The sequence below is a fragment of the Bradyrhizobium sp. SZCCHNR1002 genome (assembly GCF_032381435.1).
In the GTDB taxonomy this organism is placed as follows: domain Bacteria; phylum Pseudomonadota; class Alphaproteobacteria; order Rhizobiales; family Xanthobacteraceae; genus Bradyrhizobium; species Bradyrhizobium aeschynomenes.
In genome coordinates this window covers 88,092-114,617 of sequence record NZ_JAUHIS010000006.1, presented here as the reverse complement: position 1 = coordinate 114,617, position 26,526 = coordinate 88,092, and the positions used below count along the sequence as shown (strand labels likewise).

General features: G+C 66.2%; 28 protein-coding genes and 1 pseudogene. 15 read left to right on the top strand and 14 right to left on the bottom strand.

The genetic code is table 11. The features are described from left to right. Positions 1–29 precede the first annotated feature (29 nt). Positions 30–320, top strand: coding sequence for a DUF4282 domain-containing protein (locus tag QX108_RS25505; RefSeq protein WP_172112402.1), 291 nt, complete (start codon positions 30–32; stop codon positions 318–320). Positions 321–338: 18 nt separating this feature from the next. Here the strand turns inward: QX108_RS25505 and ychF are convergent, their stop codons facing one another. The 4 genes from ychF to QX108_RS25485 form a co-directional block, all read right to left on the bottom strand. Beyond that, positions 339–1,436 carry a redox-regulated ATPase YchF gene (gene ychF, locus QX108_RS25500; RefSeq protein WP_009029536.1) on the bottom strand — a complete coding sequence of 366 codons (1,098 nt, stop codon included), beginning with the start codon at positions 1,434–1,436 and terminating at the stop codon, positions 339–341. Positions 1,437–1,477: 41 nt separating this feature from the next. After that, positions 1,478–2,083, bottom strand: a complete 606-nt coding sequence (gene pth / locus QX108_RS25495; protein WP_315787463.1) for an aminoacyl-tRNA hydrolase — start codon at positions 2,081–2,083, stop codon at positions 1,478–1,480. Between the two features lie 72 nt (positions 2,084–2,155). Beyond that, the gene (locus tag QX108_RS25490) at positions 2,156–2,857 is read right to left on the bottom strand and encodes a 50S ribosomal protein L25/general stress protein Ctc (protein ID WP_315787462.1); all 702 of its coding nucleotides are present in this window, start codon (positions 2,855–2,857) and stop codon (positions 2,156–2,158) included. A gap of 190 nt (positions 2,858–3,047) precedes the next feature. After that, a complete protein-coding gene (locus QX108_RS25485; protein ID WP_172112398.1) occupies positions 3,048–3,335 on the bottom strand; it encodes an accessory factor UbiK family protein in 288 nt (95 codons plus the stop codon). A gap of 257 nt (positions 3,336–3,592) precedes the next feature. Between QX108_RS25485 and lgt the strand changes: the two genes are divergently transcribed. The 5 genes from lgt to QX108_RS25460 all read left to right on the top strand — a co-directional run bounded on the left by lgt (position 3,593) and on the right by QX108_RS25460 (position 8,219). Beyond that, complete coding sequence (gene lgt, locus QX108_RS25480; protein WP_315721722.1) at positions 3,593–4,450, top strand: prolipoprotein diacylglyceryl transferase; 858 nt, start codon at positions 3,593–3,595, stop codon at positions 4,448–4,450. Continuing rightward, on the top strand, positions 4,447–5,574 hold the full coding sequence (locus tag QX108_RS25475; RefSeq protein ID WP_172132318.1) for a class I SAM-dependent methyltransferase: 1,128 nt from the start codon (positions 4,447–4,449) through the stop codon (positions 5,572–5,574). Before lgt ends, QX108_RS25475 begins: the two co-directional genes overlap by 4 nt. Positions 5,575–5,594: 20 nt before the next feature. Further along, on the top strand, positions 5,595–6,341 hold the full coding sequence (gene pgeF, locus QX108_RS25470) for a peptidoglycan editing factor PgeF (protein WP_409998560.1): 747 nt from the start codon (positions 5,595–5,597) through the stop codon (positions 6,339–6,341). A 195-nt stretch (positions 6,342–6,536) separates the two neighbouring features. Beyond that, positions 6,537–7,100: a hypothetical protein gene (locus tag QX108_RS25465; protein ID WP_315726381.1), complete on the top strand. Its 564-nt coding sequence runs from the start codon at positions 6,537–6,539 to the stop codon at positions 7,098–7,100. 165 nt (positions 7,101–7,265) lie between these two features. Further along, on the top strand, positions 7,266–8,219 hold the full coding sequence (locus QX108_RS25460; RefSeq protein WP_172112515.1) for a ribose-phosphate pyrophosphokinase: 954 nt from the start codon (positions 7,266–7,268) through the stop codon (positions 8,217–8,219). Positions 8,220–9,310: 1,091 nt separating this feature from the next. Here QX108_RS25460 and QX108_RS25455 read toward each other — a convergent pair. The 4 genes from QX108_RS25455 to QX108_RS25435 form a co-directional block, all read right to left on the bottom strand. Then, the gene (locus QX108_RS25455; protein ID WP_315787460.1) at positions 9,311–9,661 is read right to left on the bottom strand and encodes an endonuclease domain-containing protein; all 351 of its coding nucleotides are present in this window, start codon (positions 9,659–9,661) and stop codon (positions 9,311–9,313) included. A 260-nt stretch (positions 9,662–9,921) separates the two neighbouring features. Beyond that, positions 9,922–13,071, bottom strand: a complete 3,150-nt coding sequence (gene uvrB / locus QX108_RS25450) for an excinuclease ABC subunit UvrB (protein WP_315787459.1) — start codon at positions 13,069–13,071, stop codon at positions 9,922–9,924. Positions 13,072–13,619: 548 nt separating this feature from the next. Then, entirely contained in the window at positions 13,620–13,832 is a 213-nt protein-coding gene (locus tag QX108_RS25440; RefSeq protein WP_172112391.1) for a hypothetical protein, read from the bottom strand. A 66-nt stretch (positions 13,833–13,898) separates the two neighbouring features. Next, on the bottom strand, positions 13,899–14,822 hold the full coding sequence (locus tag QX108_RS25435; protein WP_172112390.1) for a LysR substrate-binding domain-containing protein: 924 nt from the start codon (positions 14,820–14,822) through the stop codon (positions 13,899–13,901). 90 nt (positions 14,823–14,912) lie between these two features. On the opposite strand from QX108_RS25435, the gene QX108_RS25430 reads away from it, so the two are divergent. From QX108_RS25430 to QX108_RS25420, 3 genes are read left to right on the top strand one after another with little or no spacing between them, the layout of a single operon-like run. Continuing rightward, positions 14,913–15,677 carry a sulfite exporter TauE/SafE family protein gene (locus tag QX108_RS25430; protein ID WP_315787456.1) on the top strand — a complete coding sequence of 255 codons (765 nt, stop codon included), beginning with the start codon at positions 14,913–14,915 and terminating at the stop codon, positions 15,675–15,677. Between the two features lie 7 nt (positions 15,678–15,684). Next, the gene (locus QX108_RS25425) at positions 15,685–15,921 is read left to right on the top strand and encodes a hypothetical protein (protein ID WP_315787454.1); all 237 of its coding nucleotides are present in this window, start codon (positions 15,685–15,687) and stop codon (positions 15,919–15,921) included. 33 nt (positions 15,922–15,954) lie between these two features. Beyond that, positions 15,955–16,650: a glutathione S-transferase family protein gene (locus QX108_RS25420; RefSeq protein WP_315787452.1), complete on the top strand. Its 696-nt coding sequence runs from the start codon at positions 15,955–15,957 to the stop codon at positions 16,648–16,650. On the opposite strand, the gene QX108_RS25415 is transcribed toward QX108_RS25420, so the two are convergent. Further along, positions 16,647–17,435, bottom strand: coding sequence for a crotonase/enoyl-CoA hydratase family protein (locus tag QX108_RS25415; RefSeq protein WP_315787451.1), 789 nt, complete (start codon positions 17,433–17,435; stop codon positions 16,647–16,649). The two genes, QX108_RS25420 and QX108_RS25415, sit on opposite strands and share 4 nt — an antisense overlap. A gap of 99 nt (positions 17,436–17,534) precedes the next feature. Here QX108_RS25415 and QX108_RS25410 point away from each other — a divergent pair. Continuing rightward, positions 17,535–18,117 (top strand): annotated as a pseudogene (locus tag QX108_RS25410) (TetR/AcrR family transcriptional regulator). 16 nt (positions 18,118–18,133) lie between these two features. Here the strand turns inward: QX108_RS25410 and QX108_RS25405 are convergent. Both QX108_RS25405 and QX108_RS25400 read right to left on the bottom strand, forming a co-directional pair. Next, positions 18,134–18,817, bottom strand: a complete 684-nt coding sequence (locus tag QX108_RS25405) for an HAD family hydrolase (RefSeq protein ID WP_172112385.1) — start codon at positions 18,815–18,817, stop codon at positions 18,134–18,136. Continuing rightward, positions 18,814–19,023 carry a cysteine-rich CWC family protein gene (locus tag QX108_RS25400; RefSeq protein ID WP_409998559.1) on the bottom strand — a complete coding sequence of 70 codons (210 nt, stop codon included), beginning with the start codon at positions 19,021–19,023 and terminating at the stop codon, positions 18,814–18,816. The genes QX108_RS25405 and QX108_RS25400 overlap by 4 nt, the downstream gene beginning before the upstream one ends. Before the next feature lie 154 nt (positions 19,024–19,177). Between QX108_RS25400 and QX108_RS25395 the strand changes: the two genes are divergently transcribed. The 5 genes from QX108_RS25395 (at position 19,178) to QX108_RS25375 (ending at position 25,242) form a co-directional block, all read left to right on the top strand. Beyond that, the gene (locus QX108_RS25395) at positions 19,178–20,713 is read left to right on the top strand and encodes a DUF1800 domain-containing protein (RefSeq protein ID WP_315787450.1); all 1,536 of its coding nucleotides are present in this window, start codon (positions 19,178–19,180) and stop codon (positions 20,711–20,713) included. Beyond that, complete coding sequence (locus QX108_RS25390) at positions 20,710–21,933, top strand: DUF1501 domain-containing protein (RefSeq protein WP_315787449.1); 1,224 nt, start codon at positions 20,710–20,712, stop codon at positions 21,931–21,933. Before QX108_RS25395 ends, QX108_RS25390 begins: the two co-directional genes overlap by 4 nt. 130 nt (positions 21,934–22,063) lie before the next feature. After that, positions 22,064–22,384 (top strand): antibiotic biosynthesis monooxygenase family protein, encoded by a 321-nt coding sequence (locus QX108_RS25385; protein WP_009026294.1) that lies wholly within the window; start codon positions 22,064–22,066, stop codon positions 22,382–22,384. A gap of 74 nt (positions 22,385–22,458) precedes the next feature. After that, positions 22,459–22,914 (top strand): endonuclease domain-containing protein, encoded by a 456-nt coding sequence (locus tag QX108_RS25380; RefSeq protein ID WP_315787446.1) that lies wholly within the window; start codon positions 22,459–22,461, stop codon positions 22,912–22,914. A gap of 348 nt (positions 22,915–23,262) precedes the next feature. Next, positions 23,263–25,242 (top strand): AI-2E family transporter, encoded by a 1,980-nt coding sequence (locus tag QX108_RS25375; RefSeq protein ID WP_315787484.1) that lies wholly within the window; start codon positions 23,263–23,265, stop codon positions 25,240–25,242. 174 nt (positions 25,243–25,416) lie between these two features. Here QX108_RS25375 and QX108_RS25370 read toward each other — a convergent pair whose 3' ends face one another. From QX108_RS25370 to QX108_RS25360, 3 genes are all read right to left on the bottom strand, one after another. After that, the gene (locus QX108_RS25370; protein WP_315787444.1) at positions 25,417–25,878 is read right to left on the bottom strand and encodes a GNAT family N-acetyltransferase; all 462 of its coding nucleotides are present in this window, start codon (positions 25,876–25,878) and stop codon (positions 25,417–25,419) included. Between the two features lie 60 nt (positions 25,879–25,938). Continuing rightward, a complete protein-coding gene (locus QX108_RS25365; RefSeq protein ID WP_315787442.1) occupies positions 25,939–26,133 on the bottom strand; it encodes a hypothetical protein in 195 nt (64 codons plus the stop codon). Positions 26,134–26,201: 68 nt separating this feature from the next. Beyond that, positions 26,202–26,456, bottom strand: a complete 255-nt coding sequence (locus QX108_RS25360; protein ID WP_315721706.1) for a hypothetical protein — start codon at positions 26,454–26,456, stop codon at positions 26,202–26,204. Positions 26,457–26,526 lie beyond the last annotated feature (70 nt).

Below are 26,526 nucleotides of genomic sequence, written 5' to 3'. Positions count from 1 at the left end.
TGCGATTCGGAAGTGGCTGGGGGATCAGGATGTTGGAATTTCGCGATTTGTTCCAGTGGGACCGCTTCATCACGCCCACCATCATCAAGACGTTCTATTGGCTGGTGATTGCGCTCATCATTCTCTGGGGCATCCGCGGCATCTTCACCGGCCTTGCCGAGATGGCGATCAGCCCGTTCGGCGGCTTCCTGCTGCTGCTCTCGTCGCTCGCCGGCGTCATCGTCGGCATGGTGTTCTCGCGCATCATCGCCGAATTCGTGCTGATCGTCTTCCGCATCAACGAGCACCTCGGCGCGATCCGTGAGCAGGGGCGGATGTAGTCCGCCCCATGCGGCGCCTCAATTGTTGAAGCGGAAGTGCATCACGTCGCCGTCGGCGACGACATACTCCTTGCCCTCGAGCCGCAGCTTGCCGCCCTCACGCGCCCCGGCCTCGCCGCCGAGCGCGACGTAGTCGGCATAGGCGATCGTCTCGGCGCGGATGAAGCCCTTCTCGAAATCGGTGTGAATGACGCCCGCCGCCGCCGGGGCCTTGGTGCCGCGGTGGATGGTCCAGGCGCGGGCCTCCTTCGGGCCGACGGTAAAGTAGGTGATCAGGTCGAGCAGCTGATAGCCGGCCCGGATCAGCCGGTCGAGGCCGGCTTCTTCGAGGCCCAAAGTCTCGAGGAAATCGACGCGCTCCTCGCGCGACAGGGTCGCGATCTCCGATTCGATCTTGGCGGAGATCACGACGGCGATCGCGCCTTCTTCCTTGGCGCGCGCGAACACGGCCTGCGAAAAGCTGTTGCCGTCCTTGGCCGAGCCTTCCTCGACGTTGCAGACGTACAGCACCGGCTTCGAGCTCAGCAGGCCGAGCATGCCGAAGGCCCGCTCCTCCTCCGGCTTGCGCTCCAGCAGCCGCGCCGGCTTGCCGTCGCGCAGCAGCACCAGCGCGCGGGTGACGAGATCGTGCTGCTCCTTGGCGTCCTTGTCGCCGCCCTTGGCTTTCTTGGCGAGGTTGTCGACGCGCTTCTCGAGGCTGTCGAGATCGGCCAGCATCAGCTCGGTCTCGATGGTCTCGATGTCGGCGAGCGGGGCGATCTTGCCCTCGACATGGGTGATGTCGGAATCCTCGAAGCAGCGCACCACATGCGCGATGGCGTCGACCTCGCGGATGTTGGCGAGAAACTGGTTGCCGAGGCCTTCACCCTTGGAGGCGCCGCGGACGAGGCCCGCGATGTCGACGAAGGTCAGCCGCGTCGGAATGATCTGGCCCGACTTGGCAATGGCCGCGAGCTTCTCCAGCCGCGGATCGGGCACGGCGACCTCGCCGACATTCGGCTCGATGGTGCAGAACGGATAGTTCGCCGCCTGCGCCGCTGCCGTCTCCGTCAGCGCGTTGAACAGCGTCGACTTGCCGACGTTAGGCAGACCGACGATCCCGCATTTGAATCCCATGATCCGTCTCGCATCCTCTCACAGCGACAACCGCGCGCGCCTCACGCGGCGCCGGCGTCGCCCTTGTCCAGAAAACCTTTGGCCTGCAGCGCCAGATGCACCTTGTTGGCGAAGGTGGAGTCGCGCTTGCCGGTCAACAAACCTGCATTGTCGGCCACCGCCTCGCACAGCGCCTCGACCCAGGGCATCTCGGACTTGGCGAAGTCCGACAGCACGTGGCCGTGCACCAGCTCCTTGACGCCGGGATGGCCGATACCGAGGCGGACGCGGCGGTAGTCGTTGCCGAGATGCGCCGAGATCGAGCGCAGCCCGTTATGTCCGGCAATGCCGCCACCGACCTTCACGCGCAGCTTGCCGGGCGGCAGTTCCAGCTCGTCCTGAAACACGGTGACGTCGCCGATCCCGAGCTTGAAGAAGCTGGCCGCTTCCTGCACCGCGCGGCCGGACTCGTTCATATAGGTCGTCGGCTTCAGAAGAATGACGCGCTCGCCGTCGAGCGCACCTTCCGAGGTCTCGCCTTGAAACCGGCGGCGCCACGGCGAGAAGCGGTGGCGCCGGGAAATCTCGTCCACGGCCATGAAGCCGATATTGTGCCGGTTGCGCGCGTATTTCGCGCCGGGATTGCCGAGACCGACGAACAGCAGCATGGCGCGGCACCGGGATCTGCCGTCGCTCCGGGGCGCGCAGGACCAGCCCGCGCGCCCCGACAGCGGATCGGCTTACTTCTTCTTCTCGGGGGCCTTGGCTGCGGCGGCAGGAGCCTTCGCGGCGGCGGCAGGGGCCTTGGCACCGGCAGCCGGAGCGGCGGCAGCGGGAGCCGCGGCAGCGCCAGCAGCAGCCTTCTGCTCCTCGCCATAACCCGACGGCGGCACGATGGTGACCAGCGTGGCGTCGTCGCGCGACAGCGTCTTCACGCCGGTCGGCAGCTTGACGTCGGAGATGTGCAGCGAGTGGTTGATTTCCAGCGCGCTGACATCGGCCTCGATGAACTGCGGAATGTTCTCCGCGAGGCACTCGAGCTCGAGGGTGTGGGTCACGATGTTGACCGTGCCGCCACGCTTGACGCCCGGCGCGCCTTCCGAGCCCACCACGTGCAGCGGCACGCTGACGCGGATGGTCGCGCCCTGGCCGAGCCGCATGAAGTCGACGTGGATCGGGAAGTCCTTGACCGGATCGAGATGGAAGTCGCGCGGGATCACCCGGTGCTTCTTGCCGTCGAGGCTGATGTCGAAGATCGTGGTCAGAAACCGGCCTGCGAGGATGCGCTGGCGCAGCTCGCGGTCTTCCACCGAGATCGGCAGCGGGGGCTGGTTGTCTCCATAAATCACTCCGGGCACTCTCCCGGCGCGACGCTCTGCCCGTGCGGCCCCCTTGCCGACTGACGGACGGGCGGTCGCCTTCAGTTCTCTGACGGTCGCCATCTTGCTTAAGTCCTTGTTTTAAAAAGTTAAAGGCCGCAATGCGGCCCGTTGCTGGACGTCCTTCGGCAAGCCTCCAGGGGTGCGGGGGCCGCGGACGTGGCGGCGTTCTAGCGGCAAACCCGGGAAATGACAAGGAAATGAAGGGGCAGGCGGCCCCTTCGTCCCGTCCCGGTCCGATTTGCCCCCGGCATCAGCCATCCGCGCTGCCGGCGCCCGGCGTGCCGGCCGCTCCGCCGAGCTTGGCCTCCAGCGCCGCGATCCGCGCCTTCAGCGCCTCGTTCTCCTCGCGGGCGAGCCGGGCCATGTCCTTGACCGCCTCGAACTCCTCGCGCTTCACGATGTCGAGGTCGTTCAGGATCTTTTCCGCCTGGTTGCGGATGACGGAATCGACCTCCCGCTTCATGCCCTGGGCGGCGCCGGCGGCGTCGTTCATCAGGCGGCCGATCTCGTCGAAAAACCGGTTGTTGGTCTGGGTCATGCTCAAACTCCGCTTTCCGCCTCGCGCTCGCTCACAGGATGGCGATCCGTCCCGCCACCTTCAAGATGGGCCCGTCTTGTCATGCCGCGGTTTCCTTGTCATCGTACTTGTTGCGTCGGCCCGCCGCGCTGTATGAGCGGCCCTGGATGACATCGATGGATGACATCGCGCCGTCCTTGTGGCGGGGCCCGTTCAGAGCCCGCATCGCCCGCGTGCTTCCCCGGACACCGGAATGCCGTGCCCATGAAAGCCTGTAAATGACGCCTCTCCTCATCGACTTCCCCGTGTTCGATCCGGTCGCGATCGCGATCGGCCCGCTCGCCATCCGCTGGTACGCGCTGGCCTATATCTGCGGCATCGTGATCGGATGGTTCTATGCCCGCTCGCTCCTGAAGAAGGAGCGGCTGTGGGGCGGCCCGGCGCCGGTGTCCGCCGTCCAGCTGGACGACTTCATCCTTTGGGTCACGATCGGCATCATTCTGGGCGGCCGCACCGGCTATGTGCTGTTCTACAATCTCCCTCACTTCATCCAGGATCCGCTCGACATCTTCCAGCTGTGGAACGGCGGCATGTCGTTCCATGGCGGCTTCATGGGCTGCGTCATTGCCGTGATCTGGTTTGCCCGCCGCAACGGCCTGCCGATCCTCTCCCTCGGCGACATCACCACCGCGGTCGCGCCGATCGGCCTGCTGCTGGGCCGCATCGCCAATTTCATCAAACCGGAACTGTGGGGCAGGGCAGCTGATCCTGATCTCCCTTGGGCCATGATCTTTCCGACCGATCCCACCCATCTGCCGCGTCACCCGAGCCAGCTCTACGAGGCCGGCCTCGAGGGCCTGCTGCTGTTTTGCATCCTGGCTGTCATGATCCGGTTCGGGGCATTGAAGCGGCCCGGCTTGGTGCTTGGTAGCTTCGTCGCCCTGTATGGCACAGCCCGCATCGTCAGCGAGCTGTTCCGCGAACCGGATCCGCAACTCGGCTTCCTCTGGCGCGGCATGACCATGGGCATGCTGCTGTCGGTGCCGATGCTGATCGTCGGTGCGATCCTGGTGATCAGGGCGCTGCGCAAGCCCGGCGTACATCAGGCCACTCCCTCGCTGCAGGCCCATCCGTGATCGAGACGTCTCCGCTCCACACCGAGATCAAGCGGCTGATCAAGGCGTCCGGTCCGATGCCGGTCTGGCGCTACATGGAGCTGTGCCTGATGCACCCCGAGCACGGCTACTACATCTCGCGCGATCCGCTCGGACGCGAGGGCGACTTCACCACCGCGCCCGAGGTGAGCCAGATGTTCGGCGAGCTGCTCGGCCTGTGGGCGGCGTCGATCTGGAAGGCGGCCGGATCGCCGCAGCAGTTCCGGCTGATCGAGCTGGGGCCGGGCCGCGGCACCATGATGTCGGATGCGCTGCGCGCGCTGCGCGTGCTGCCGCCGCTGTACCAGACGCTCTCGGTGCATCTGGTGGAGATCAATCCCGTGCTGCGCGAGAAGCAGAAGGCGACGCTGACCGGGCTGCGCAACGTCACCTGGCACGACAGCTTCGACGACGTGCCGGAGGGGCCGAGCGTCATCTTCGCCAATGAGTATTTCGACGTGCTGCCGGTGCACCAGATGGTCCGGCGCGAGACCGGCTGGCACGAGCGCGTGGTCGAGCTCGACGAGGAGGAGAACTTCGTCTATGGCGCGGCCGCTGATCCGACCGCGGGATTCGAACTGCTGCTGCCGCCGCTGGTGCGCGCCGCGCCGGCCGGCGCGATCTTCGAATGGCGGCCGAACACGGAGATGATGGCGATTGCCAAGCGCCTCCGCGAGCAGCGCGGCGCCGCGGTGATCGTCGATTACGGCCATGTCCGCAGCGATGTCGGCGACACGTTCCAGGCGATCGCCCGCCACAGCTTCGCCGATCCGCTGAAGACGCCCGGCCTTGCCGACATCACCGCGCATGTCGACTTCGATGCGCTCGCGCGAGCGGCGGATGCCGTCGGCGCGCGCGTGCACGGTCCGGTCACGCAGGGCGAGTTCCTGCAGCGGCTCGGCATCGAGACGCGGGCGCTCACATTGATGCAGAAGGCCTCGCCCGAGGTCTCCGCAGACATTGCGAGCGGCCTGAAGCGCCTCACCGGCGGCGGCCGCGAGGGCATGGGCTCGCTGTTCAAGGTGCTCGGCGTGTCCGATCCGTCGATTCCCATGCTGGCCGGGATCAGCGACGAGCACACCAACGAGAAGACGGGAGGCGCGTGATGCTGGTGTCATCGGATGTGATGTCCGCGATCCCGGGGCTGCGCCACGCCTTCTTCACCCGCGAGGGCGGCGTCTCCGACGGCATCTATGCGGGCCTCAATGGCGGCCTGGGATCGAACGATCAGCCGGGCGCCATCAGGGAAAACCGCCGCCGCATGGCGCTGCATCTCGGCGTCGCGCCCGAGCAATTCCTCAGCGTTCATCAGATCCATTCGCCCGACGTCGTGGTTGCCACCGGACCATGGGAAGGTCCGGTCCGGCCGAAGGCCGATGCGCTGGTCACCGCAACGCCCAATCTGGCGATCGGGGTGACGACGGCCGATTGCGGGCCGATTCTGTTCGCCGATCCCGAGCGGCGCGTGATCGGCGCGGCGCATGCCGGCTGGAAGGGGGCATTGACCGGTGTGCTCGAAGCGACGCTGCAGGCGATGGAGCAACTCGGCGCCGAGCGCGGCCGGATCATTGCCGCCATCGGCCCGCTGATCCGCCAGCAGAGCTACGAGGTCGGCGCCGAGTTCGTCACCCGCTTCATCGACGACGATGCCGAGCATGCGCGCTTCTTCCTGCCCTCGGCCCGCGAGGGGCATGCGATGTTCGACCTCGGCGGCTTCATCCGGATGCGGCTGGAAAATGCCGGCGTGCTGCTGATCGACGACCTCGGCCTCGACACCTATGCGGATGAGCGCTTCTTCAGTTACCGCCGCTCGGTGCATCGCAAGGAGCCGGACTATGGCCGGCACGTTCATGCGATCATGCTGGAAGGCTGAAGCGGGGCGCGATTGTGGCCGCATGTGGATTGCTTAACCCTTTCTGTACAACTGAGTGCACTCTGTCCCAATCTGTGGCAGCCGCGACCTAGACGTTAATCGATTTTAACGATATCGCTCCCGACGATGAGGGGAGCGCCGACACCACTTCGACGGATCAGCCGCGCCGCGCAGCACGCCTGCGTTGCCGCCTTGCTGATCGCGTCTGCTGCAACGCTCGGCGGCTGCGCGAGCAGCAGCGGCCCGTCCAACGCCTATGCAATGGCGCCGTCGTCGAGTGGCGCCACCATCGCCTTCGAGCAGATCGACGGCCCGCCGCCGCAGATCTTCGACCGCATGGTCAGCGTGCTCGACAGCGAGTCCAAGCTGCGCAGCCTTGCCGTCGTCTCGCGCGAGGCGCCCGCCGCCTATCGCGTCCGCACCTATCTCTCCGCCCAGGTCGTGAGCGGCAAGAGCGTGATCGCCTGGGTGTTCGACGTCTACGATCGTAATCAGCAGCGCGCCCTGCGGCTGTCGGGCGAAGAGCCGGTCGGACGCGGCGGCCGCGATCCCTGGAACAATGTCGACGACATGGTGCTCAGGAAGATCGCACAGGCCGGATTCAGCGGGCTCGCCAACATGCTGAACGGCACGCCGCCGAGCGAGAGCGCGCCGCCGGCGGTGCCGGCCGCGCGCGGCCCTGCCGTTGCCGCCGTCGAATCCGTCGCGCCGTCGTCCGACGGCACCAGCGTCGCCGCCCTCGGCTACACCGACCATTAGGCAAAGAGGCGCATTTTGCGCCGCTTTTGACCGGGAAAAACACCTGCGGCGGGTTGCCAGCTGCGCAGTGTCCTTGATATCACCTCGCCCGTGCAAAACCGCCGGTTCCACGGATAACCCGATATGCTGAACAAGGTCTCCAGCGAGCCGCGAGGAGAATTCGCGATGTCGGCCAAGAACGGCTCCATCAAACTCGTCGCCGGAAATTCCAATCCGGCCCTGGCCGCCGGCATCGCCGCCGAGCTCGGCCTGCCGCTGACGAAGGCCGTGGTCCGGCGCTTCGCCGACATGGAGATCTTCGTCGAGATCCAGGAGAACGTGCGCGGCTCCGACGTCTTCATCATCCAGTCGACGTCCTATCCGGCGAACGACCTGCTGATGGAGCTCTTGATCATCACCGATGCGCTGCGCCGCGCGTCCGCGCGCCGCATCACCGCGGTCGTTCCGTATTTCGGCTACGCCCGTCAGGACCGCAAGTCCGGCTCGCGCACGCCGATCTCGGCCAAGCTGGTCGCCAACCTGATCACCCATGCCGGCGTCGACCGCGTCATGACGCTCGACCTGCATGCCGGGCAGATCCAGGGCTTCTTCGACATCCCGACCGACAATCTCTATGCCGCGCCGCTGATGGTGCGCGACATCAAGGACCGCTTCGATCTCTCCAACGTCATGGTGGTGTCGCCCGACGTCGGCGGCGTGGCGCGCGCCCGTGGGCTGGCCAAGCGCATCAACACGCCGCTCGCCATCGTCGACAAGCGCCGCGAGCGCCCCGGCGAGTCCGAGGTCATGAACGTGATCGGCGACGTCTCCGGCCACACCTGCATCCTGATCGACGACATCGTCGATTCCGGCGGCACGCTGGTGAACGCAGCGGATGCGCTGCTGAAATACGGCGCCAAGGACGTCTACGCCTACATCACCCATGGCGTGCTCTCCGGTGGCGCCGCGACCCGCATCACCTCGTCGCGCCTGAAGGAGCTCGTCATCACCGACTCCATCATGCCGACGGAGGCGGTGCGCAACGCCCCGAACATCCGCGCGCTGCCGATCGCCCCGCTGATCGCCGAAGCGATCGGCCGCACGGCGGCGGAAGAGTCGGTGTCGAGCCTGTTCGACTGAGGTTGGTCGATTGAGGTTGTCGAGTTCGACGGGGTGGCTGAGGCATCTCGGCCGAGACTGTCGAACTTCGTTCGATTGAGCTGACCGTCCCTACATCGGAAGCGTCGCCTTTAGTCCCCACTGTCATTCCCCGCGAAAGCGGGGAATCCAGTACGCCGCGACCCATCGATCCAATCACGAACGTCTCGGAGTACTGGATCGCCCGGTCAAGCCGGGCGATGACAACGGAGTGTTTGGCATCAATCCCGCCCACACGCGTCGTCCCGGCGAACGCCGGGACCCATACCCCCAGGGTGCTGATTGAGGCACGCTGACCGTTGACCTTTTGCTCATCATGATCGCCGCGGCGTATGGATCCCGGATCGGTGCCGCAACGCGTTGCCGCGCGCTGCGGCTTGTCCGGGACGACAGTCGAGGATGAGGCGCATTCACGGCTCCAACTACAATCTGCATCAGTATGGGGACGCGTCGCCTCGTTCTCGCGGCGCACATCGCGTCCGAGCTTTGCTCTCAGCACCGCCCTCCACATCGAAGGGCGCAGGGAAGGCCGGGCGCTGGCCGCGCCCGTGGCCCGCCTGCGAAAAAAATGCAGGCGGCAGGTACCACAGGTCTGGCCGAGAACGCCCGGCCCTCCCTGCGCGATGGTTTTGACGGCTGCTTCGCGTTCTCCCCGGTGCACCGGCTTTTGGCCACCGTTGCTCGCGCGACGCGTGAGCGTCGGCGCAAGCGTGATACCAGCGTCGGGGTATCAGGACCGCGCGACTTGACCGTGCATGCCGGATCGTTCGTCGGCGCAAATCACTTCACGCTGCGACCCGACATGCCCACCGCATTCCGCTGCCGACGTCCATGACGACCGCGATACGTCCCCTCCGACGCAACGGAACGGGCGGGACCATAATGCTGATTTGGCGAAAATGTCAAGCCATTTTTCATTTTCCGAAGGAAAGTGGCGGGAGGGATGGGAACGACGAGCAGCGACGCAGGACGGCCGTCGCCACAATCGAGGTGCGCTCCCTCTCCCCGTTCTTCACGGGGAGAGGGTTGGGGGTGAGGGGCAGCCGCACGGGCGGTGCCACTTCCTCAGCGACCTATCCCTTGTTCGCCATCTCTTGCTGAATGACAGTGAGGACCCCTTCAATATTTCCTAGAACATCGTTGTTCCAGAAACGAAGGACCCGATAGCCCTCCTCGGCGAGCCGATGATCGCGAACGACGTCTCCTGCGGACTCGCTGTGCTGCCCGCCATCAACCTCGATGATGAGAGATATTTCCCGACAGACGAAATCGCAGATGTATTCCGCAATGGGCCGCTGCCGAACGAACTTGTAACCTTCCAGTTGGCGGTTACGAATCCTGTTCCACAGCGCAGTCTCCGCGTCTGTCTGATCGACACGGAGCCGCCGTGCCCGTCCGATGGATTTGAGATCTGGGCCCCGCATGTGCCATGCCCCTCACCCGGATTGCTGCGCAATCCGACCTCTCCCCGCAAGGGCGGGGAGAGGTTGCACCGACCGTGTCGAGAAACAGTTCGCCAACGACGTGATAAACGCAACGGCCCACCCCGTTGTCATCATTGCCCGCCGCTGACGGTCCACTCCCCCTCCCCGTTCTTCACGGGGACGGGGAAGGGGCAGCCGCGCCGGAAGTATCAGTTGTGAGTTCGACTCTTGTTAGTCTCCGGCCTTTCGATGGACGCGTCCTACCGCTTCTTCCACCCGCCACGCTTGCCCGGTGCGCCGCCGGTCGAGCGTGGCGCGGGGCCGAACTCCGGGCCCGACTCGCGGGAGTTGGTCGGCTGGATGATCTTGCTGCTGCTGCCGAACGGTTTTGGCGGCAGCTTGGCGTTGGGGCGGTAGGGGAGGGATTCCGGGCCGTGCATCTCGTCGAGATGGGGTTTGTGGACTTTGGAGGTGGAGGGAGTCCCCGTGGGGCGCCCCTCACCCCGACCCTCCAAGGGCGAGCTTCGCTCGTCCCGACCCCGTGAAGGACGGGGAGAGGGGGCGGAGGGACCGTCTTCGCGGCGGGAGCCGCCACCGAGGATTTCGTCCATCGAGGGCGCCAGCGGGTCGCGCTCGCGGGACTTCGCACCGCCGCGCGCGGCCGCGCCGCGGCCCTTCATGGCCGTGGTCGGCAGATTGGCGGCGTCGCCGTATTTCTTGGCGCCGGCGTAGGCGCCCGCCTTGCTCTGCACGGTGCGCTGCTTGGCGGTGGGGTCGTCGACGACGGCGAGCTCGGTGGCGCGCAGGCGCTTGACCTCGTCGCGGAGGCGGGCGGCTTCCTCGAAGTTCAAATCGGCAGCGGCCTCGCGCATGCGGGTTTCGAGATCGGCCAGCACCGTCTCGAAATTGTGCCCGATCGAGATCGCGTCGTCGGTGGCGGTGCCGCCGCCGGTTTCGATCAGCACGTGGTCGCGCTCGTAGACCGAGTTGAGGATGTCGCCGATCGACTTCTTGACGCTCTCCGGCGTGATGCCATTGATGGTGTTGTACTCGACCTGCTTCTCGCGGCGGCGATTGGTCTCGGCGATGGCGCGCTCCATCGAGCCGGTCATCTGGTCGGCATAGAGGATCACCTTGCCGTCGACGTTGCGCGCGGCGCGGCCGATGGTCTGGATCAGCGAGGTCTCGCTGCGCAGAAAGCCTTCCTTGTCGGCGTCGAGGATGGCGACCAGCGCGCATTCGGGAATGTCGAGACCCTCGCGCAGCAGGTTGATGCCGACCAGCGCGTCGAACGCGCCCAAGCGGAGATCGCGGATGATCTCGATGCGCTCGATGGTGTCGATGTCACTGTGCATGTAGCGGACGCGGATGCCCTGCTCGTGCAGATATTCGGTGAGGTCCTCGGCCATGCGCTTGGTCAGCACCGTTATCAGCGAGCGATAGCCCTTCTGCGCGGTGGCGCGGACCTCGCCGAGGAGATCGTCGACCTGGGTGCGGGCGGGGCGAATGTTGACGGGAGGATCGATCAGTCCGGTCGGGCGGATGACCTGCTCGACGAACACGCCGCCGGCCTCGTTGAGCTCCCAGCCGCTCGGCGTCGCCGACACCGCGACCGTCTGCGGCCGCATCATGTCCCACTCCTCGAAGCGCAGCGGGCGATTGTCCATGCAGGAGGGCAGGCGGAAGCCGTATTCGGCGAGGGTTGCCTTGCGGCGGAAGTCGCCGCGGAACATGCCGCCGATCTGCGGGATGGTGACGTGGCTCTCGTCGGCGAACACCAGCGCGTTGTCGGGGACGTATTCGAACAAGGTCGGCGGCGGCTCGCCGGGCAGGCGCCCCGTGAGATAGCGCGAGTAGTTCTCGATGCCGGCGCAACTGCCGGTCGCCTCCATCATCTCGATGTCGAAGGTGGTGCGCTGCTCCAGCCGCTGCGCCTCGAGCAGGCGGCCCTGCGCGTGCAGCTGGTCGAGCCGGATCTTGAGCTCATGCTTGATCGACTTGATCGCCTGCACCAGAGTCGGGCGCGGGGTCACATAGTGCGAATTGGCGTAGACCTTGATGAACTCCAGCTCGTCCTGCTTGTGACCGGTGAGCGGATCGAACTCCTCTATATTCTCCACGGTGTCGCCGAACAGGTTCACGCGCCAGGCGCGGTCCTCATAGTGCGCCGGGAAGATGTCGACGACGTCACCGCGCACACGGAAGGTGCCGCGGGTAAAGTCGTGCTGGGTGCGCTTGTATTGCAGAGCGACGAGGTCGGCGATCAACTGGCGCTGGTCGATGCGCTCGCCCTTCTTCAGCGCAAAGGTCATCGCGGTGTAGGTCTCGACCGAGCCGATACCGTAGATGCAGGACACCGAGGCGACGATGATGACGTCGTCGCGCTCCAGCAGCGCGCGCGTCGCGGCGTGGCGCATGCGGTCGATCTGCTCGTTGATCGAGGAGTCCTTCTCGATATAGGTGTCGGTTCTGGGGACGTAGGCCTCGGGCTGGTAGTAGTCGTAATAGGAGACGAAGTACTCCACCGCGTTGTCCGGGAAGAAGCTCTTGAACTCGCCATAGAGCTGCGCGGCCAGCGTCTTGTTCGGCGCCAGGATGATCGCCGGACGCTGCGTCGCCTCGATCACCTTGGCCATGGTGTAGGTCTTGCCCGAACCGGTGACGCCGAGCAGAACCTGGGTACGGTCGTTGCGGGCGATGCCCTCGACCAGCTCCTTGATCGCCTGCGGCTGATCGCCCTTCGGCTCGTAGGCGGACTTGATCTCGAAGCGGACGCCGCCTTCGCTCTTCTCCGGACGTGGCGGCCGGTGCGGAGTCCACACTCGCAAGCTGCCGTCGTCCTTGCGGAACTCGGGACGGCCTTCGCGGATCAGCGACTCCAGCGCTTCCGCCGTGGCCTTGACGCCGAGCGCCTCCATCTTGTTGCGCGGCGGGCGCGCCAGGGCCTCGTCGTCGTCCTCGGCCGTCGGCAGGCCGAGCTGTCGCGCCAGCTCGGGATCGAGCGTCGGGATGGTGGCCGCCGTGCCGTAATTGGCCTGCGGGGCTTCGGACAGACCGGCCCGCTCCTCGCCGTCGCCCGCGACCTCAGCCCGACGCGCACCGCTGGGCTGCGGATTCGGCCGCAGCGGCATCGGGCGGTTCGCCGAATCGCGGCTTGCAACGTCGGCGCTCTTGTCCCTGGTCGACACGCGCGCCCGGTGCGCTGCGGCCTCGCCGCCGCTGCGGCGGTCCCAGGAATTGTCGGGCGGCGGCGTCAGTCCGGTCGAGGACCCGATCCCGCTCTCGCCGCGATTGATGGCGGGGTTGAGCAGCTCGGCGAGTGCCGGCGCGATCGGCTGAACGTCCGGGCGATGCGCCTTCGATTTCGGTGTGCGGCCGGGCTTCTTCGGGGTGTCGGGGGTCTTCGCCATGGGCGGAATATGGGACTGATGGAGCCGACATGAAAGAGCGATCGCGGGCCACCCACCGCCTTGCTGACAGCATGGTGGCAGCAGGATCTGTGGACAAGTCGCGGGTCATGAACCGGCGATCGCCCTGGGGAGCGATCGCCGGATTGATGGGCACCGGAGCGAGCGGCGCCGCGGATGACGGCTAATGCCGGGTGGGAGGCTCGACGATGTCGAGATGGACGCCGTGACAGGCGACGCATTGCAGGGCCCAGTACTCAGAGCCGCCGCGACCATTGATGACGCTGAGGATGCTCAGTTCCGCATCACAGTCCGGGCATCGCGTGCGAACCGAATAAGTGAGGTGTTTGACGGCAGGCTCAGCCATGAATTGCAGTCCGCATTACGAATACACTCGGCATTTCGAATTGGCGTTGTGAATGGCGGCTCGGAACCGTAGGGCGCAGGGGTGGACAGTTGGAGATGACACTCTCTGAGATTGCTCCACGCCGCGCTATCCGTCTTTTCCCGGGGTTCGATCGATATCCTCCGTCGGCTGTAATTTCGTCGCACTATCCCCAGCGTTTCCGGAACCGGTCGATGTGGCTCTTTGCATCGGCGATCGCCATGTCCGCATCCGACCAGGCAAAGCCGACTTCGAGAGATGGGAACGAAACACCATTGATCACCACCGGAGTCATGTCAGCGCGACGAATCCGCGCGTGCCACAAGCCTTTTCCTGCTTCGAACGGCTCGATGGCGAAGTCCTCGTACAAGTACGTCATTGCCCAGTCCTGGATGTCCCGAACGGCAATGACAGCATGAATACGTCTGGCCAAGTGTGAACGGGTTCACACCGCAGTGTCTTTTTTGACAGTATCCTTCCGCTGAGCGTTCCGTGTGGCGGATTGCGCGGCCGCGCGCATGATCCAGCGCCGAAACGCTGAAAAATCGCGCTGTCCGGCCTGGAAGCTGCGATAGACCAGATACCAGCGCTCGCCTTTTGGGACGGTCAGCGCGAACGGTGCAACCAGGCGTCCCGCGGCGAGATCGTCATCGATGTAGGGCCGGATGCCCATGGCGACGCCGAGGCCGTCGATCGCGGCCTGCAGCGCATGGCCGTAGTACTGGAACTCGGTGCCACGTGCGGTCACGCGGGTGACGCCGGCGGCCTTCAGCCACAGCGACCAGTCCTCGGCCGCGTGCGACACCCGCAGCAGGCTCGGACCCTTGAGATCGGCCGGCCGCTTCAGCGTCGCCGCAAGCCGCGGCGTGCACACCGGCACGAGATCGGCGGCGAACAGCGGCTCGGCGACGAGGCCGGGCCAGGCGCCGTCGCCGAGCCTGATGCCGCAGCTCCAATCGTCGCCGAACGGCACCGCCGCGCCGCCGGTGGTGATGCGCACCTCGATGTCCGGCTCCTCTGTGCTGAAATCCGCCAGCCGCGGGATCAGCCATTTCATCGCGAAGGTCGGGCCGACGCCGAGCGTCAGCACGCGCATCGACGACGGCGCCATGATCTGTGCGGTCAGGCTCGACAGCGCATCGAAGATCGGCGTCAGCCCGCTCTGGTAGGCGCGGCCGGTGGCGGTCAGCGCCAGCCGGTTGGCCTTGCGCTCGAACAGCACGACGCCGAGCCGCTGCTCGAGCAGGTTGACCATGCGGCTGATCGCGGCCGCGGAGACGTTGAGTTCGCTGCCGGCCGCCGCGAAGCTGCCGGTGCGCGCCGCCGCCTCGAATGCCTTGATGCCGTTCAGGAACAGAAGCCGCCGCATGCCGCCCTCAGGAAAACTGATGCAGGGCAAGATAACTCGGTTTGTGTCGCCGCCGCCAGTGCGACACTGTGCGTGCAGAGGAGATCAGCCATGACGCCCGTCCTGATTGCAGCGCTCGGATTGCTGATGGTCGCAACGGCGTTTTTGTCGGGGCTGTTCGGCATGGCGGGCGGGCTGGTCCTGATCGGCGTGCTCTTGGCCATCATGCCGTTGCCGGCGGCGATGGTGCTGCATGCGATCACGCAGATGGCCTCCAACGGCTGGCGCGCGGTGCTGTGGCGGCGGCACATCCGCTGGCGGCCGGTCGCGGTGTATCTGATCGGCTGCGCGCTGGCGCTCGGCCTGTGGTCGCTGATCCGCTACGTGCCGGACAAGCCGGTTGCGCTGCTGCTGCTCGGCGTCACCCCGTTCCTGGCGCGGCTGATGCCTTCGGGCCTCAAGCCCGACCCTGAAAGCGTGTGGCAGGGCGCGGTCTACGGCATGATCTGCATGGGGCTGATGCTGATGACCGGCGTGTCCGGCCCGCTGCTCGACACCTTCTTCCTCGGCGCGCGCTTCGACCGCAAGTCGATCGTCGCCACCAAGGCGACCTGTCAGGTCGCGAGCCATCTCACCAAGCTGATCTATTTCGGCGGCATCATCGACCAGGCGGCGCAGCTCGATCCGGTGCTCGCGGCCGTGGCGATCGCGGCGTCGATGCTCGGCACCACCCTGGCGCGGCGCATCCTCGAAGCGATGAGCGAGCAGCAGTTCCGGGTCTGGGCCAACCGCATCATCACGGCAGTGGCGAGCTACTACATTCTTTACGGCGGCTGGCTGCTGGTGATCGCGCAAAGCTCCATTGCAGCCGAATGAGGTAGCCATGACTGGATCAGCCGATGCCCTGGTGCTCGATTTCGTCGAGTGGATCGCTCGGGAGCCGCGCAGCCATGCGGAGGTGATCGAGACGTGGCGGACGAGCTGTCCGCGGCTGACGATCTGGGAGGATGCCGCCGACGCCGGCTATGTCGCGCGCAGGCCGGCCGCGGGCGGCGGCGTCATCGGCGTCACCGAGGCCGGCACGCAGCTGCTGCGCGACAATGGCCGAGTCGTGAGCTAGAACGTTCTCCTCGCAGGGAGAGGGGACCGAAGCATGTCACTGAAGCTGTTCGAACTCGTGGGCACCGATGCCGGGCGCCCGTTCAGCCCGTTCTGCTGGCGGACCCGCATGGCGCTGGCGCACAAGGGACTGACCGCGGAGACGATCCCCTGGCGCTTCACCGAGAAGAGCGCGCTCGCGCCGCATGGTTCGGAGAAGGTGCCGGTGCTGCTCGACGGCGACCGCACGATCGTCGATTCCTGGGTGATCGCCGGCTATCTCGAAGATACTTATCCCGATCGTCCCTCGCTGTTCGGCGGCGCCGGCGGCCACGCGATGGCGCGCTTCATGAACGCGTGGGGCGACATCGCAATCGTTGGCGGCATCTTCCCGCTGATCATCGCCGATATCCCGAAGAACCTCGCGCCCGAGGACGCAGCCTATTTCCGCACCTCGCGCGAGGCGCGGTTCGACAAACGGCTGGAAGAGGTCATGGCGCCGCGCGACCAGGCGGTGATCGGCTTCCGCAAATCGCTGGAGCCGCTGCGCCAGACCTTGAAGGCGCAGCCCTTCATCGGCGGCCATGCGCCAGACTATGCCGACTACATCGTGTTCGGCGGCTTCCAATGGGCCCGCGTGGTCAGCCCGTTCAAGCTGCTGGAGGAGACGGACAGCATCTACGCCTGGCGCGAGCGGCTGCTCGATGCATTCGACGGGCTGGCGCGCAAGTCGCCGGGATTTCCGGTCTAGCGAGAGAGCCGCGGCGGCCGGCGTTCGCACCACGCCGCCAGGCCTTCCGTCAGGTCGCGGCCGCCGACCAGGCTCGCGAACTGCTCGGCTTCGACCTGCAGCCCTTCTCCGATCGTCATGTTGAGGCCGCGCGTCGCCGCGGTGATCACGCTGGCAACGGCGTCCGGACCATGGCGGATGATGCGCTGGGCGAGCGCGCGGGCGGCCGGCAGCAGCTCGTCATGCGGCACCACCGCGTTGACGAGGCCGATGTCGAGCGCGTGCCGCGCCGGAAAGGGATCGCCGGTCAGCAGCAGCTCGAGCCCGCGCTTGCGTCCGATCAGCCGCGGCAGCCGCTGCGTGCCGCCGAAGGTCGGCGGCATGCCGAGCCGGATCTCCGGCTTGGCGAAGCTGGCGCGCGCGCTGGCCACGGCCAGATGCACCGCCTCGGTGATCTCGCAGCCGCCGCCGAACGCAAGCCCGTTCACCGCGGCGATGATCGGCTTCCTGAACGCCTCCAGCCGCGCGGTCATCGCCTGGCCGCGCCGCACGAAGTCGCGCAGCGCGGTGGCGCGCCCCTGGCGGACGCTGTCGGAGAATTCGTCGATGTCGGCGCCTGCAGAGAAGGCACGGTCGCCGGCGCCGGTCAGGATCACGGCCCTGATGCCGGCATCCGTCTCGATGCGGTCGAGCGCGGCCATCAGCGCATCGATCAGGGCGTAGCTGAGCGCATTCAGCCGCTCCGGCCGGTTGAGCGTGACCAGGGCGATGCGGTCGGAGATGTCGAGCAGGATGGGATCGGCCATGAGGCGCCTCTCTAGGCTGGCAGGTGATGCCGCCAAGACTAGGCGGGCCGGCGCGCAAGGTATATTCACTGGTCAGTATACATTGGCATGAGCGCAGTCATGGCCCGTTCGTCCGATCCGACCCGCACGCGCATCCTCACCGCGGCGAGCCGGCTGTTCTATGCCGAGGGCCGGCATCACCAAGAAGACGCTGTACTATCATTTCCGCAGCAAGGACGATCTCGTCGCGGCCTATCTCGCCGCGCGCGACCAGCCGAACCTCGAGCTGTTCAAGCGCTGGTTCGATGACGGTGAGGGTGCGTTGCCGGACAAGGTCGCCGCGATCTTCCGTCAGCTTGCTCGGGCTGCTCGACATCCGAAATGGCGCGGCTGCGGCTTCCTGCGCACGACGGCCGAGCTCGCCAATCTGCCCGGCCATCCCGCGATCAGGATCGGCGCCGCGCACAAGAAGAAGTTCGAGGCCTGGCTGCAGACGACGTTCGAAGCCGCCGGCATCGCGGCGTCAGGCGAGCTGGCGCGGCAGATGCTGCTGCTGCTCGACGGCGCATTCGCGGTCGTGCTGCTGCATCGTGATGCCAGCTACATGGAGACCGCGGGTGAGGCCGCGCGGGCGCTGACGACTGCGGCGCTGGCGCGACGCGCGAAATCCGCGGCCCCACGCCGGCCGCCTGCCGCGCGGTGAACCTGCCAGACGCGGTCTATGTCGGCGGCACGAACTGCAGGCGCAATCCCAGCATCTCGCGGACGGCGTCGAGATCCGGCAACACGGCTTCGCATTTCGCACGTGTCTCGTCGGTCGGCGGCACGATGTCCGGCACCATCAGCGTGATCGCGCCGGCGGCGTGGGCCGCGGCGACGCCGGGATTGGAATCCTCGATCGCCACGCAGGCCGGCGCGCGCGTCCGCAACCGCTCGGCGGCGAGCAGATAAAGGTCGGGATGCGGCTTGGCGCGACTGACGTCGTCGCGGGTCAGCACCGCATCGAAGCGGTGGTCGATGCGCGCGAGCCGCAGGTGCTCGGACGCGGTGCGGCGCGAGGACGAGGTGACGACGGCTTTGGGCAGGCCGGCTGCCTCGATCGCATCGAGCAGCGTCAGCACGCCCGGCTTCAGCGGCATGCCGGCATCCAGGATCTCGATGGTCTTGGCGGCGAACAGGCGATTGACTTCAACGAGCGGGAAGTTGTCACCGAAATGGTCGCGCAGCGTCCGCTCGTTGTCGGGGCCGGGAATGCCGATCATGGCGTGGCAGAGCTCGGTCACGCCTTCGCTATAGCCGAGGGCGTTGAACGCGGCGATCGATGCTTCGAGATAGACCTTCTCGGTGTCGAGCAGCGTGCCGTCCATGTCGAGCAGGACGGCGTCGACCTGCCACCGCGTCATGAGCTCCGCTCCGCCTCGCCGGCCAGCCGCTTCAGGCAATGGACGCACAGGCAGTCCTTGAACGGGCTCTGCCCGGCCTTCGGCAAGGGCAGGCGGATGGACTCCTCGAAGCACCAGCAGGCGCCCTCGGGATCGCACGTGAATTCCGTCCCGCACGACTCACAAGCGAGTTTTCGCGCGGTAACGTTTGCTAAACGATTTGTCACCTTCGGAACCACGTCCGATCGGTCCTTTTCATGCCCGGTTCATCTGCTGCCGCAAGTATAGTGCCGGGCTGCACAGGGCGCCAGCGCGCCGGTGTCGAACCCGTTCACGAGGTCGGCGCACTCATTCTGGCGCAGTTTTTGACGAGGACGAGGCATGGCCCGTGATCCCCAGGCGGCCCTCGTGGCGTTGAACCGCTTCGGCTTCGGCGCGCGTGGCGGCGCCTCGGGCGATTTCGTCAACGCGGCGTCGGATCCGCGCGGCTTCGTCAAGGCCGAGCTCCTGCGGCCCAATGGCGCGCTGCTGGAGGTGCCGGGTCTGCTGGCCACGCCCGCGCTCGCGGACGCCGTCTTTGCCTATCAGGACGAGGTGAAACGAGCCCGCGAGGCGGCGGCGAAGTCGGAGGCGGCACCGGAGCAGCCGGGCCAGACGCGCGGCCTGTCGATGAATGCAGCCGACATGCCGGTGGCCGTGCCGCCGGCGGCAGCGTCGCCGAGTGCCGGCATGGCGGCGGCCGGTGAAGCTGCGCCGGCGATGCAGGCTGCTCCTGCGAAGCCGGCACCGCCGCAGCAGCCGCCCAACGTCGTCCAGAAGACCTTTCGCGCCGAAGCGCTGGCGCGACTCCAGCGCGCCGTGCTCGCCGATTGCGGCATCACCGAGCGCCTGGTGGCGTTCTGGTCGAATCATTTCTGCATCTCCGCCGCCAAGGGCGAACTGGCGCGGATGTGGGCGGGCGCGTTCGAGCGCGAAGCCATCAGGCCGCACGTGCTCGGGCGCTTCGCCGATATGCTGAAGGCGGTCGAGCAGCATCCGGCGATGTTGTTCTTTCTCGACAACCAGGACTCGCTCGGGCCGGACTCGCGGGCCGGCCAGAACCGCAAGCGCGGACTCAACGAGAATCTCGCGCGCGAGATCATGGAGCTGCATACGCTCGGCGTTGGTGGCGGCTATACCCAGCAGGACGTGACGTCGCTGGCGCGCATCATCACGGGCTGGAGCTTTGCCGGCCGCAACAGCCGCAACGCCGCGCCCGGCAGCTTCGTGTTCAACGTCAATGCGCATCAGCCAGGGCCGCAGACCCTGCTCGGCAAGATCTATCAGGATAACGGCCTTGCGCAGGGCGAGGCTGCTCTCGCCGACCTCGCGCGCCACGCGTCCACGGCGAAGTTCATTGCCACCAAGCTCGCCCGTCATTTCGTCGCCGATGATCCGCCGCCCGCGCTCGTCACCCGGCTCGAGGCCGCGTTCAGAACGACCGACGGGGATCTCAAGGCGGTGACGTTGGCCCTGCTCGATTCCGATGAGGCCTGGTCGGCGCCGCTGACCAAGATCCGCTCGCCCTACGAGTTTCTCGTCGCCGGCGGCCGGCTGCTGGCGCGCGTGCCCGAGGATCCCGGCTTCTATCTCAATTCGCTGAACACGCTCGGCCAGCCGCTATGGGCGCCGGCCGGTCCAAATGGATTTGCCGATAGCAACGCGATGTGGGCCGCGCCGGAAGGCATGAAGCTGCGGCTCGACATCTCGGCACAGCTTGCGTCACGTCTCGGCAACAATCTCGATCCACGCGACCTGCTCGATCTCGCCGCGGGCAGTGCGACCTCGGCCGAAACGCGGCGCACGATCGAGCGGGCGGAGTCGCGCCAGCAGGCGCTTGCGCTGCTCCTGATGTCGCCGGAATTCCAGAGGAGATGACGATGGAGCGGATCACGACCTCGCTGCTGCCCTCGCGCCGGCAATTGATGCTGGCGGGCGCCTCCTTCGCCGCCTGGGCCTACTTGCCGAAATTCGCCCGCGCTGCCGGTTATCGCGATCCACGGCTGATCGTCGTGATCCTGCGCGGTGCGCTCGACGGGCTCGCGACCGTTGCGCCGATCGGCGACCCCGACTATGCGGGGCTGCATGGCGCGATCGCACTTGCGGCCGATGGACCGCACCCTGCGCTGCCGCTCGACTCGTTCTTTGCGCTGCATCCGTCGATGCCGGAATTCGCGCGCATGTACCGTGACAACAAGGCCGCCGTGATCCATGCGGTCGCCACGCCGTATCGCGAGCGCTCGCATTTCGATGGTCAGGACGTGCTCGAAAGCGGCTTTGCCGGACCGGGCCGGGTGCAGTCCGGCTGGCTCAATCGCGCCATTGAAGCGCTGCCGCGCGGGCCGCGCGTCTCCGGCGGGCTCGCGGTTGGACCGACGGCGCCGCTGGTGCTGCGCGGTGCGGCTCCCATCGTCGGCTGGGCCCCGGTGACCTTGCCGCAGGCCGACGACGACACCGCGATGCGCCTGGTCGACCTCTACACGCATCGTGATCCCGCACTGGCGTCTGCTCTGTCGCAGGGGTTGAAGCTGGAGAAGGTGGCGTTCGGCGACGACATGAAGCCCAGGCCGGGCGGCAATCAGATCGCGGCGATGCGCCAGGTCGCGCGTGGTGCTGCGAAACTGATCGCCGCCGATGACGGACCGCGGATCGCGGCGCTGGCGTTCGATGGCTGGGACACGCATGCCAATGAAGGCGGCGCGGTCGGCCGGCTGGCACAGCTGCTGTCGGGACTCGATGGCGCGCTCGCGGAATTCGAAGCCGGCCTCGGGCCGCGCTGGCGCGACACGGTGGTCGTCGTCGCGACCGAGTTCGGTCGTACGGCGCGGATCAACGGCACGCAGGGGACCGACCATGGCACCGGCACCATCGCATTGCTCGCCGGTGGCGCGGTGAAGGGGGGACGCGTCATCGCCGACTGGCCGACGCTGAAGCTGGCGAGTCTCTATCAGGGCCGCGACCTCGCGCCGACCACCGATCTGCGCGCCGTGTTCAAGGGCGTGCTCACCGATCATCTCGGATTGAACGAGAATGTCCTCGGCGGCGTGGTGTTTCCCGAGAGCGCGGCGGTGAAGCCGATCAAGGGGCTCATCGCCTGAGGCTGTGTCGGTCGGCGTTGCCGCCGGATGTTCAAGACATCGCCGCATCAGCGACGAATGCGGCAGGCGCATCGTTGCGTGAAGTCTGCTATCCCTGGGCGCTGCGGCACAACATCCAGGAGATATATCCATGTTCATCGCCATGAATCGTTTTCGCGTCGCCAAGGGCTCGGAAGCCGCCTTCGAGCAGGTCTGGCTGTCGCGCGACAGCCATCTCGACAAGGTGCCCGGCTTCGTCGAGTTTCATCTGCTGAAGGGCCCCGAGGCCGAAGACCACACGCTCTACGCCTCGCACACGATCTGGGCCTCGAAGACCGCCTTCGAGGACTGGACCAAATCCGAAGCCTTCCGCATGGCCCACAAGGGCGCCGGCGACAACAAGCCGCTCTATCTCGGCCCGCCGCAGTTCGAGGGCTTTGAGGTCAGGCAGACGGTGGGCGGGAAGAAGTAGCTCTCGTTTGGTTCCCGCTGCACCGCGACGGCGGTGCGCTCCCTCTCCCCGTTCTTCACGGGGAGAGGGTTGGGGTGAGGGGCAGCGGCGCGGGTGGTGGTCATTCGGATCGCATTGGTCCCCGTCTTCTGCTGGTATTTCAGTTGGTTCTTTCGACGCTGGCGAATACTTTCGATGAGAGCGGGGCACATGAGAGGCCTAGATCTGGACTCGCTCGGCGTCTCCGCACCGCACAGACGAAGGCCGAGAGCGCGCTGTGGAGTAGGATTCGTAACCGCCAGGTTGATGGTCACAAGTTCGTTCGGCAAATGCCGATCGGAGGATACATCTGCGATTTCGTCTGCCGGGAAAGATCTCTCATAATTGAAATCGATGGTGGTCAACACAGCGAGTCCGCGCGGGATTTCGTTCGTGACGGTCGCTTAGCTGACGAAGGTTATCGGGGTCTTCGCCTTTGGAACAATGACGTTCTTGGAAATATCGAAGGGGTGCTTGCGGCGATTCAACAGGAGCTGATGAGAGAAGATTGATCTGCTGGACAGCTGAAACCTCCCGTGCCGCTGCCCCTCACCCCAACCCTCTCCCCGTGAAGAACGGGGAGAGGGGGCACACCGCATGCGTGGCTACTCTCTCGCCAACAAACCCTTCCGTGATCACAAACGATGCCCGGGTCTGTTGAAGCGAGGCCTGTCCCTCGAAGCCGCTGATCGTCGCGCATGCGACGAAAGGCGCACCGGGGAACCGGACGCTCACGGCCTCGTTATTGCGTGTCGGAAACGGGCGACCGACGCGGGGCGGACCGCGCTCGTCGAGCTCGCCGTTTCATCCAGCCAACGCCCGAGCGTCGTGCGCGCTTCCTCGCTCGGAAAGAGAGTTTGATGATCAGCCGGCAGCCGCTCAAGGTTCGTACCACCGAGGAAGTTCTCGGCCTGATCAGCGCTTTGGCCGTCGCCATTTTTGCGGTCATCATCATCGCGCTGCTGTATTTCGGTCGCGACATCTTCGTTCCGGTGGCGCTGGCCATTCTGCTCAGCTTCGTGCTGGCGCCGCTGGTCGCGCAATTGCAGCGGCTTCGTGCTCCGCGGGGGCTGGCCGTTGTCAGCGTGGTCGTTCTCGCCTTCGTGGTGATCTTTGCGCTGGGCAGCCTGCTCGCCACGCAACTCGCCCAGCTCGCCAGCGAGTTGCCGAACTATCAATCAACGATGAGCAACAAGATCCAGTCCTTCCGCGACACAAAGGCCGGGCGAGGGACACTCGAGCGGGCATCGGACATGCTCAAGGATCTGGGCAAGGAGCTCGACAAGCCGAAGGAGCCGGAGGCCCGGACGCCAGGTGGACTGCGCACGACGACGTCAGCTCCCGTGGCCCCGATTCCGGTCGAGGTGCGCCAGCCTGATCCCGGCGCCCTGGACAGTCTTCGCACGCTGATTTCGCCGCTCATTCATCCGCTGGCGACCACCGGCATCATCATCATCTTCGTCATCTTCATCCTGCTCCAGCGCGAAGATCTGCGGAATCGGCTCATTCGCCTTGCGGGCTCATCGGACCTGCAGCGCACCACCGCGGCGCTCGACGACGCCGCCTTCCGGCTCAGCCGGCTGTTTCTCACGCAACTCGCCCTGAACGGCGGATTCGGCGTCGTCATCGGCGTCGGCTTGTGGCTCATCGGCATTCCCAGCGCCATTCTTTGGGGGATTCTGGCCGCAGCGCTTCGATTCGTGCCTTATATCGGCGCGGTCATCGCAGCGGCGTTTCCGCTCGCGCTGGCGGCAGCGGTCGACCCCGGCTGGACGATGCTGATCTGGACGCTGGCGCTGTTTGTGGTCGTCGAGCCGCTGCTCGGCCACGTCATCGAACCGATGGTTTACGGGCGCAGCACGGGTCTGTCCCCCGTGGCCGTGGTGGTCTCCGCCGCGTTCTGGACCGCCCTGTGGGGCCCCATCGGGTTGGTGCTGGCGACCCCGCTGACGGTCTGTCTCGTCGTCATCGGACGGCATGTGGAGCGCCTGGAGTTCCTCGACGTCATGTTCGGCGATCGTCCGGCGTTGTCCCCTCCCGAGATATTCTACCAGCGCATGCTCGCAAACGATCCGACGGAAGCGGCCGAGAAGGCCGAGGAGTATCTCAAGGAGCGCTCGTTGATTGCCTATTGCGACGAGGTTGCGGTGAAGGGGCTGCAGTTGGCCCAGGCGGACGCCGAACGAGGCGCGCTCGCCTACGACCGTCTTGCGACCATCCGCGACGCGGTGACCGAGTTGACCGTCGATCTCTCCGACCAGAATGACGCGCCGGCGGCGACAGGCGAGAGGACCACCGATCCAGAGGCGGCTTCAGCCATCGACGATTCGGCGAGCAACGGGGCCGTCGACACGTTGCCGGTGCTCAGCAAGGAGAGTCTCGCAGATGGGTGGCGAAGCGAACAGCCGCTGCTGTGCGTGGCTGGTCGAACCCCGATCGATGAAGCCGCTGCGGTGCTTCTCGCCCAACTGCTCTCGGCGCACGGATTGGGGACGAAGGTTTCGGGAGCGGAGGCGCTTTCGACGGCGAATGTCATCAAGCTCGAGCCGGCAGGAATTGCGATTGCTTGCCTGGTCTACCTCGGCCATTCCGGCGTTGCGCATATGCGCTACAGCGTCCGTCGTTTGAAGCGGCGGCTCCCCAGAGCCAGGGTGATGTTGGTCTGCTGCGCAGCGGATCTCGATGAGCAGGCCGTGAAGGCGCTGCAAGAGGCAACCAAGGCCGAGCTGGTCGCGGTCAGCATGGGCGAGGCCGTCAAGCTGTGCATCGACGCCGCGCAGGCCAGAACGTCTCCGCCGTTGCCGTCGGTCAAGCTGGATCCGACGACGAATGTTGCATGAGACTCGGTCGCGGCCGCTGCTCCACCGCCACCTGCAACTCTAAAAAGGCGCGGCCCCGGTCAGAGACGGCGTCTGACGGGGACCGCTGACGCGCGTGATCCGTGACGGGGGGCCGATCAAGCGCTCGGCCTGAGCGTAGGCGCGGGGCATGACGGCGGCATGACAGCCGCTGGCCTACACCGCCTTGCGGTAGACGATGAAGCCCGAACGTTCGGCGATCTTGTCGTAGAGCGCCTGTGCCGTGATGTTGGTCTCATGCGTCTGCCAGTAGACGCGGGGCGCGCCGGCCTGCCGGGCGGCGTGGTAGACGGCTTCGATCAGCGCGCGTCCGACGCCCTTGCCGCGGGCGGCTTCGCTCGTGAACAGGTCGTTGAGGTAGCAGAGCGGCCCGATCGATGTGGTGGCGCGGTGAAACAGATAATGCGTCAGCCCGATCAGCTCGCCGCCGCTCTCGGCGACCAGGGCGTGCACCGGCTCAGCGGCATCGAAGAAGCGAGCCCAGGTGGTGGCGGTGATCTCGGCCGCCAGCGCGGTCGGTCCGGAGCGGCCGTAGAAGGCGTTGTAACCGTCCCACAACGGCAGCCAGCGATCATAGTCGTCGCGCGCGATCGCGCGAATGGTCGGGGCGTCGGTCATCAGGGCTTCACCGTCGGCTGGAGTCGGACGGGACCTCGATACGTGCCGCTCGATCCGAGATCAACCGGGGACCGTCTGCACCGGGACGGTGCTGGGCGGCCCGATCAGCCGGACATGCATCGTCCGCGCTTCTTCGGTGAGCGGCGACAGCGACAGCTCGCCGCGGCGCTCGATGATGATGAGCAGTGAAGCCGCCAGCAGGATCGCGAGTGCCAGGGTCACGGCAACAATTACGACCGTTGATTTCATCGCCATTTGCAGCGCGAGACAATCATCGCCTGTTGTCGCGAAAACCGCGAAGGGTTGTCAAAATGGCTTCCTGGCTAAGCGGGCATCGAGATGACGGCCTGGATCGACAGCACAACGATGCTGACGCTCACACCCAATGAGAGCGTGCTGGCTGCAATCGTGGCCGCGACCACAGTGGTCAGGTCGGCAGAAAGGGTGAGCGTGACGTGGTCGTGAAAGCCGCTGACGGTCGCTGTGACCGGCCCTTCACTGTGTTCGGATGTCCCGGGCGACCCAGGGCCACGGACCCAACTGAACTTCGGAACGGAAGCACCACGCCACCGGGACATGAAGTCGAATCCCTTACCCATACATCCGCGAGCGAATCACTCGCAGAGGTAAATTCTAAGGTAACGCTGG

Excerpts from the sequence above, each read along its gene's own strand:
- QX108_RS25505 (WP_172112402.1), top strand. The coding sequence starts at position 30 with ATGTTGGAATTTCGCGATTTGTTCCAGTGGGACCGCTTCATCACGCCC.
- ychF (WP_009029536.1), bottom strand. The coding sequence starts at position 1,436 with ATGGGATTCAAATGCGGGATCGTCGGTCTGCCTAACGTCGGCAAGTCG.
- pth (WP_315787463.1), bottom strand. The coding sequence starts at position 2,083 with ATGCTGCTGTTCGTCGGTCTCGGCAATCCCGGCGCGAAATACGCGCGC.
- QX108_RS25490 (WP_315787462.1), bottom strand. The coding sequence starts at position 2,857 with ATGGCGACCGTCAGAGAACTGAAGGCGACCGCCCGTCCGTCAGTCGGC.
- QX108_RS25485 (WP_172112398.1), bottom strand. The coding sequence starts at position 3,335 with ATGACCCAGACCAACAACCGGTTTTTCGACGAGATCGGCCGCCTGATG.
- lgt (WP_315721722.1), top strand. The coding sequence starts at position 3,593 with ATGACGCCTCTCCTCATCGACTTCCCCGTGTTCGATCCGGTCGCGATC.
- pgeF (WP_409998560.1), top strand. The coding sequence starts at position 5,595 with ATGTCCGCGATCCCGGGGCTGCGCCACGCCTTCTTCACCCGCGAGGGC.
- QX108_RS25460 (WP_172112515.1), top strand. The coding sequence starts at position 7,266 with ATGTCGGCCAAGAACGGCTCCATCAAACTCGTCGCCGGAAATTCCAAT.
- QX108_RS25455 (WP_315787460.1), bottom strand. The coding sequence starts at position 9,661 with ATGCGGGGCCCAGATCTCAAATCCATCGGACGGGCACGGCGGCTCCGT.
- uvrB (WP_315787459.1), bottom strand. The coding sequence starts at position 13,071 with ATGGCGAAGACCCCCGACACCCCGAAGAAGCCCGGCCGCACACCGAAA.
- QX108_RS25440 (WP_172112391.1), bottom strand. The coding sequence starts at position 13,832 with ATGACGTACTTGTACGAGGACTTCGCCATCGAGCCGTTCGAAGCAGGA.
- QX108_RS25435 (WP_172112390.1), bottom strand. The coding sequence starts at position 14,822 with ATGCGGCGGCTTCTGTTCCTGAACGGCATCAAGGCATTCGAGGCGGCG.
- QX108_RS25430 (WP_315787456.1), top strand. The coding sequence starts at position 14,913 with ATGACGCCCGTCCTGATTGCAGCGCTCGGATTGCTGATGGTCGCAACG.
- QX108_RS25425 (WP_315787454.1), top strand. The coding sequence starts at position 15,685 with ATGACTGGATCAGCCGATGCCCTGGTGCTCGATTTCGTCGAGTGGATC.
- QX108_RS25420 (WP_315787452.1), top strand. The coding sequence starts at position 15,955 with ATGTCACTGAAGCTGTTCGAACTCGTGGGCACCGATGCCGGGCGCCCG.
- QX108_RS25415 (WP_315787451.1), bottom strand. The coding sequence starts at position 17,435 with ATGGCCGATCCCATCCTGCTCGACATCTCCGACCGCATCGCCCTGGTC.
- QX108_RS25405 (WP_172112385.1), bottom strand. The coding sequence starts at position 18,817 with ATGACGCGGTGGCAGGTCGACGCCGTCCTGCTCGACATGGACGGCACG.
- QX108_RS25395 (WP_315787450.1), top strand. The coding sequence starts at position 19,178 with ATGGCCCGTGATCCCCAGGCGGCCCTCGTGGCGTTGAACCGCTTCGGC.
- QX108_RS25390 (WP_315787449.1), top strand. The coding sequence starts at position 20,710 with ATGACGATGGAGCGGATCACGACCTCGCTGCTGCCCTCGCGCCGGCAA.
- QX108_RS25385 (WP_009026294.1), top strand. The coding sequence starts at position 22,064 with ATGTTCATCGCCATGAATCGTTTTCGCGTCGCCAAGGGCTCGGAAGCC.
- QX108_RS25375 (WP_315787484.1), top strand. The coding sequence starts at position 23,263 with ATGATCAGCCGGCAGCCGCTCAAGGTTCGTACCACCGAGGAAGTTCTC.
- QX108_RS25370 (WP_315787444.1), bottom strand. The coding sequence starts at position 25,878 with ATGACCGACGCCCCGACCATTCGCGCGATCGCGCGCGACGACTATGAT.
- QX108_RS25365 (WP_315787442.1), bottom strand. The coding sequence starts at position 26,133 with ATGGCGATGAAATCAACGGTCGTAATTGTTGCCGTGACCCTGGCACTC.
- QX108_RS25360 (WP_315721706.1), bottom strand. The coding sequence starts at position 26,456 with ATGTCCCGGTGGCGTGGTGCTTCCGTTCCGAAGTTCAGTTGGGTCCGT.